5 protein-coding genes are annotated in these 4,085 nt (G+C 24.9%); 2 read left to right on the forward strand and 3 right to left on the reverse strand.

All coding sequences use genetic code 11. The annotated features are described in order from the left end of the window. Positions 1–860, forward strand: an 860-nt coding sequence (locus JG677_RS07300) for a metallophosphoesterase (RefSeq protein WP_200285987.1), incomplete at its 5' end; no start/stop codon positions are given. After that, positions 857–1,672 (forward strand): phosphatidylserine decarboxylase, encoded by an 816-nt coding sequence (locus JG677_RS07305; RefSeq protein ID WP_200285989.1) that lies wholly within the window; start codon positions 857–859, stop codon positions 1,670–1,672. The genes JG677_RS07300 and JG677_RS07305, both read left to right, overlap by 4 nt. A gap of 112 nt (positions 1,673–1,784) precedes the next feature. Here JG677_RS07305 and JG677_RS07310 read toward each other — a convergent pair whose 3' ends face one another. From JG677_RS07310 to JG677_RS07320, 3 genes are all read right to left on the reverse strand, one after another. Further along, the gene (locus JG677_RS07310; protein ID WP_200169431.1) at positions 1,785–2,078 is read right to left on the reverse strand and encodes a FlhB-like flagellar biosynthesis protein; all 294 of its coding nucleotides are present in this window, start codon (positions 2,076–2,078) and stop codon (positions 1,785–1,787) included. 64 nt (positions 2,079–2,142) lie between these two features. Next, on the reverse strand, positions 2,143–3,018 hold the full coding sequence (locus JG677_RS07315; protein ID WP_234126322.1) for a pyridoxal-phosphate dependent enzyme: 876 nt from the start codon (positions 3,016–3,018) through the stop codon (positions 2,143–2,145). Then, positions 3,005–3,958: an OmpA family protein gene (locus JG677_RS07320; RefSeq protein ID WP_200169432.1), complete on the reverse strand. Its 954-nt coding sequence runs from the start codon at positions 3,956–3,958 to the stop codon at positions 3,005–3,007. Before JG677_RS07320 ends, JG677_RS07315 begins: the two co-directional genes overlap by 14 nt. Positions 3,959–4,085 lie beyond the last annotated feature (127 nt).

Raw genomic sequence — 4,085 nt, forward strand, 5'->3', positions numbered from 1 at the left:
TTATAAAATTTATCTGTATTTTTTTTGGGAAAAATTATTCTATATCATATAAATTTCTACGCATTATTTTTGAAATTTTTATATTAATTTTTGGAGGATTTTTAATATATATAAGTATAAATAATGCTCTTAAAATTCCTAATGTTAAAAAGGAACAAATTTATATTGATAATCTAAAACAAGATTTAAAAATAGCTATGCTTACTGATATCCATTTAGGAAAAAATCTTCATAAGAATTTTTTAGAAAAACTTATCATAAAGACTAATGCCTTAGAACCCGATTTGGTTGTAATAGTAGGAGATTTGGTTGATACTGATGTTATGTATTTAAAAAATTATATAAATATATTAAATGAATTTAAATCGAAATTTGGAACTTTCTATGTTTTAGGAAATCACGAGTATTATCATAATGTCAATAAGGTTTTGCAACTTTTAAATGAAAATACAAATATGCAAATTTTATTAAATAAAAATATAGATTTAGGGATCATTAACATTGCTGGAATAGGTGATTTGATGGGCTTAAAACAAGGTGTTTATGGTCCAGATTTAGATAAGGTTAAAAAAGATTTAAGCAAAGATAAGCCAAGTATTTTATTAACCCATCAGCCAAAAACAGCATTACTTTATGATGTGAGAGATTTTGATCTTATTTTAAGTGGGCACACTCATGCTGGACAAATTTTCCCTTTTGGAATTGCTGTAAAATTAAATCAAGGGTTTTTGTATGGTTTGTACTATTTAAATGAAAAAACAAAACTTTATGTAAGTAGTGGAGCTGGATTTTGGGGTCCTAGCTTAAGAGTTTTTGCTCCAAGTGAAATAGTATTATTAGAATTAAAAGGAAAGAAATGAGTTTTTCTAATCAAAGTTCAAGAATTTTTGGACTTATAGCTAGGATTAAATTTTTCAAACCATTGCAAATATTAATAAATAAAGCTTATATAAAATATTTTAAAATTGATATGAGCGAATTTAAGCAAGCACGTGATTATGAAAGTTTAAATGCACTTTTTACAAGAAGCCTAGAAATTTCAAGAAAATTAGAAGATGATTTTATAGCGCCTTGTGATGGAAAAATCATACAAATTACAAATTCTTTTTGTCAAAAAAAGGATGAATTTTTGTCTTTTAGTATTAAAGGGAAAATTTATAGCATTAACGCTCTTATAAGAGATAATTTTGAATTAAAAGAGCTTGAAAATGGACTTGATTGTATTAATATTTACCTTTCTCCAAAAGATTATCATCGCTATCACGCTCCTTGTAATTTAGAAATTTTAAGTGCTATTTATACTCGAGGAAAACTTTATAGTGTAAATGAAAAATATTTAAAAAGAATTCCAAATCTTTATAGTGAAAATGAAAGAGTATGTTTAAAATGTAAAAGTGAAAATAATTTTATCTTTTGGCTTATTTTCGTTGGAGCGCAAAACGTTGGAAAAATGCGTTTTAATTTTGATTCTAATATACAAACAAATACAAACAAGTATGATAATTTTACTACAACATATCATAATTTAAAAATAACAAAAGGGGAAGAGTTAGGAAATTTTGAGTTAGGCTCTACTATTGTTATAATAGCTCAAAAAGGATTTTTAAATTTCAAAATTCAAGAAAATCAAAATATTAAATTTGGTCAAAATATAGCTAATTTTATAAATTGAGTATATAATTTAGATTTTTAATATTTATTATTTTATTTTATAGTTAAGATGCAATATTTTAGATTAATTTCTTATTTTGATGGAATTTATTGTTTATTATTTGTAAATTAATTTAATTATGTTTTTTTTCCGCAGGTGTTTCATTGACCATTTGATAAATAAAAGCAAACACTTCAGCTACTGCTTTATACATATTAGGAGGGATTTCATCACCTAAATCAAGTTTGCTTAAAATTTCTATTAAATCTTCATCTTCTTTTATGGGCACTCCGTGTTCTTTAGCAAGAGAAATAATTTTAGATGCACTTTCACCTTTTCCACTTGCTAGAACTTTTGGAGCATTTTGCTGATCTTTTTTATAACCCAATGCCACAGCTTTTTTGATAGACTTTTTAATTTTACCCATAATGCAACTTTTATTTTTTTAATTAAAATTATATAAAATAAATATCAATTTAAATTAAAAAAAATTACAAATGTGCAAATTTTCTCTTATATCTTTCTAACATACTTTCATTACCGATAATCCCACCTTGGTGTATATATAAGATAGGTTTTTTAAAAGTAGTTTGATAATACATAAGTGTTTTTATGCCTAACATATCATAAAGTAAATCAAATTCAATATTGCATTCTTGTTTTAGCATTAAATAAAGCTTATAAAATTCTAAATAAGGTTTAGCAAAATGATATTTTTTAGGAAGTTTTAGTATATATAAATTAGAAAAATCATAATAAGGATCAAGGGTTAAAATTTGTTTTTTCAAATATATTTCATCTCCAACGCAAGCACAGGTAAAAACCTTTGATTTGCTATGTTTTGCTAAAAAAGCTGCAGATGTTCCGGTTCCAGAAGGTAAAAATATATCAAAATCTAAATTTAAACTTCTGCTTTGTTGATCAATTTCTTTTGCAAGATGTATAAAACCAGCTTCTGCTTCTTTATTTGCAACTCCTTCTTCGATAAAAATATCTTTTTCTTGTTTTAAGGAGAGAGCTTTTTCTCTACGATGGGAAAAATCTATATTTTGTATAATTGTAGCCTTATTTTTTAAGGCTAAAGCATAATTTCCGTGAGGATTTTGCTCCAAAAAAGAAGAGAGTTTTTCACAAACAAAAAAAAGTTGATAGTTATTTTGTCTGCAAAATATACTAAGGGCAAGCAAAGCATTGCTTTGGGAGCTTCCAAAACTAATAAAACGTTGATTTTTAGGATATTTTTTTAAAAGATAATGATAAAGTTTTCTTGCTTTATTGCCGTTAATTTCCCCTAATAAATCATCGCGTTTTATATAAAAATTAAAATTACAAAAAGAAATTTTTTCTATAGGACTATTTATATTCAAAGAACTTTTCAACTTCTTTAAGAGCATTATCATTTTTAATGCTAAATTTAATTTCTATCCTACGGCTTAGTTCTTTATCTTCTATGCCATTTTTAATTATAGGATCAGAAAACGATCTTCCACTTGCCATCAAAAGTTTTTGCAATCTTGGGTCTTTATTAAAAGTATAGATAAAACTCATTACTTCATAGGCTCTTTTTTGAGATAAATCTAAATTATAAATATAAGATCCATCGCTATCTGAATGTCCTTCTATAATGATATTTTCTATATTATTTAAAATAGAGGGATCATTTAATATTGCATTAAAATATTCATTAAGTATTTTTTTAAGATTTGATTTTGCTTCATTTTTTAATATATAAGAGTCTCTATCAAATAAAATTTCTGCTGGCAATATAATTGCTCCAGTTTTTTCATTTATAGTGATATTAGAATCGAGTTTTGATTGAAGTTGTTTGCTTAAATTTTCTTTTATAAAATTTAAATTTTGAACTTTTATTTTAGCTTCTTCAAAGTCTTGTTTTAAATTTTGAAATTCTTCATCTTTTTTTTCAAGTTGGCCTAATAATATTAGAATTTGTTTATCTTTACTATCTAAGGTAGAATTTAACTCTTTGCTTAATTGTTGATAATTTGTTATATTTGCCTCAAGTTCTGCTTTTTGTTGATTGATGAGATTTATTGCATCGGAAGTTTTACTTAACTCTTTGCTTAATTTAAAAACGATATCTTCTTTATTTTTTAATTCTTCTTCGCTTCTTTTAAGATGTTGCTCTTGTTTGTTTAAATTCTTTTTAATTTCTTGTAAGTCGCTTTGGGTTAAAACGTATTTTACTACAATAGCACCAATTAAAAGAATAAAAACAAAAAGCAAACCAGCCATTAAATCAGCATAGGCTATCCAAAAATTATTTTCTTCTTTGTTTTGATTATCCATATTTTTTCTTTATTTGTTTTCTTCTTTGTTTTCTTCTTTGTTTTCTTCTTTGTTTTCTTCTTTGTTTTCTTCTTTGTTTTCTTCTTTGTTTTCTTCTTTGTTTTCTTCTTTGTTTTCTTCTTTGTTT

The organism is Campylobacter sp. TTU-622, assembly GCF_016598965.1.
In the GTDB taxonomy this organism is placed as follows: domain Bacteria; phylum Campylobacterota; class Campylobacteria; order Campylobacterales; family Campylobacteraceae; genus Campylobacter_D.

Bases quoted from the DNA above. Each gene is read 5' to 3' on its own strand.
- JG677_RS07305 (WP_200285989.1), top strand. From the start codon at position 857: ATGAGTTTTTCTAATCAAAGTTCAAGAATTTTTGGACTTATAGCTAGG.
- JG677_RS07310 (WP_200169431.1), bottom strand. From the start codon at position 2,078: ATGGGTAAAATTAAAAAGTCTATCAAAAAAGCTGTGGCATTGGGTTAT.
- JG677_RS07320 (WP_200169432.1), bottom strand. From the start codon at position 3,958: ATGGATAATCAAAACAAAGAAGAAAATAATTTTTGGATAGCCTATGCT.